Genomic DNA, 977 nt, shown 5'->3' with positions numbered 1-977 from the left:
TCCGCCGGCTGCGCCGGTTCCGGGGATTCCGCCGGTTCCACCGCCGAGCGTGGCGGAGGTGGCGACGGGGGTGATCGTGCCGAGGGGGCGGCCGGGCTCCGCCTTGCCGGTGGCCGCGCCCAGGCGGCGCAGCAGCATCGCCACGTCGGTGCCCTGGGCGCCGTCGTAGGTGTGGAACTCGTCCAGGACGACGTACGTCAGCCCGCCGTCCTGCCAGAGCGGGACGTCCGGGATCCGCTGGAGGAGAAGGTCCAGCATCTTGTAGTTCGTGAGCAGCAGGTCCGGCGGGTTGGCGCGGATGGCCTCGCGGTCGGTGATCAGGCGGCTGTCGGGCGAGAGTTGGGTGGGGGTGATCGTGCTCGCCCCGGACTCGCGGGCGTAGGAGCCGGGAGCGTTCTCGTCCTCGTCGCCCGGGGGGCGATTGCCGGAGGCACCGCCGATGTAGATGCCGGCGGTCACGGCGGAGAGGGCGCCGTTCTTGGCGAGTAGGTCGTCGATACGGCGGGCCTGGTCGTCGGCCAGCGCGTTCATCGGGTAGAGGAGCAGCGCCTTGACGCCCTTCACTCCGGCGGCGCGGGCGCGGGCGCAGTGATCGAGGATCGGGATGAGGAACGACTCGGTCTTACCGGAGCCGGTGCCGGTCGTGACGATCGTCGGCTCGGGGGTGTGGCCCGACTTGCTGGACAGCCGCCGCCAGGCGGTTGCCTGGTGGGTATAGGGGGGGATGTCGGTGGGGAACCAGTCAAGGGCCTTCTCCCAACCGGGGGGCGCTGCCCGGAAGGGCGTACGTACGCGGAGGTACGGGCCCCGGAAGAGCCTGCTCTCCGGCCGCTCCAGGAATGCCTCAAGCTCCTCGCGGACGTCGTCGTCGGCGAGCGCGAAGCTCGTCGTCAGGTACGCGGCGAGGGCACGACGCAGATCCTCGGCGGCCAGGGAGGGAAGCATGGCGGGGTGCTACCTGCTTTCCGGGGCGGGGG

The 977-nt window shown here is 71.8% G+C and carries 1 protein-coding gene; it reads right to left on the bottom strand.

The features are described from left to right. Positions 1–945: DEAD/DEAH box helicase (locus tag P1P70_RS45095; protein WP_319248348.1), on the bottom strand; the 945-nt coding region annotated here is incomplete at its 3' end. Between the last annotated feature and the right edge of the window lie 32 nt (positions 946–977).

Source organism: Streptomyces sp. MB09-02B, assembly GCF_033794485.1.
Taxonomy (GTDB): Bacteria; Actinomycetota; Actinomycetes; order Streptomycetales; family Streptomycetaceae; genus Streptomyces.
The sequence above is the reverse complement of the archived record's forward strand: the minus strand, read 5'-3'. Positions and strand labels throughout refer to the sequence as shown.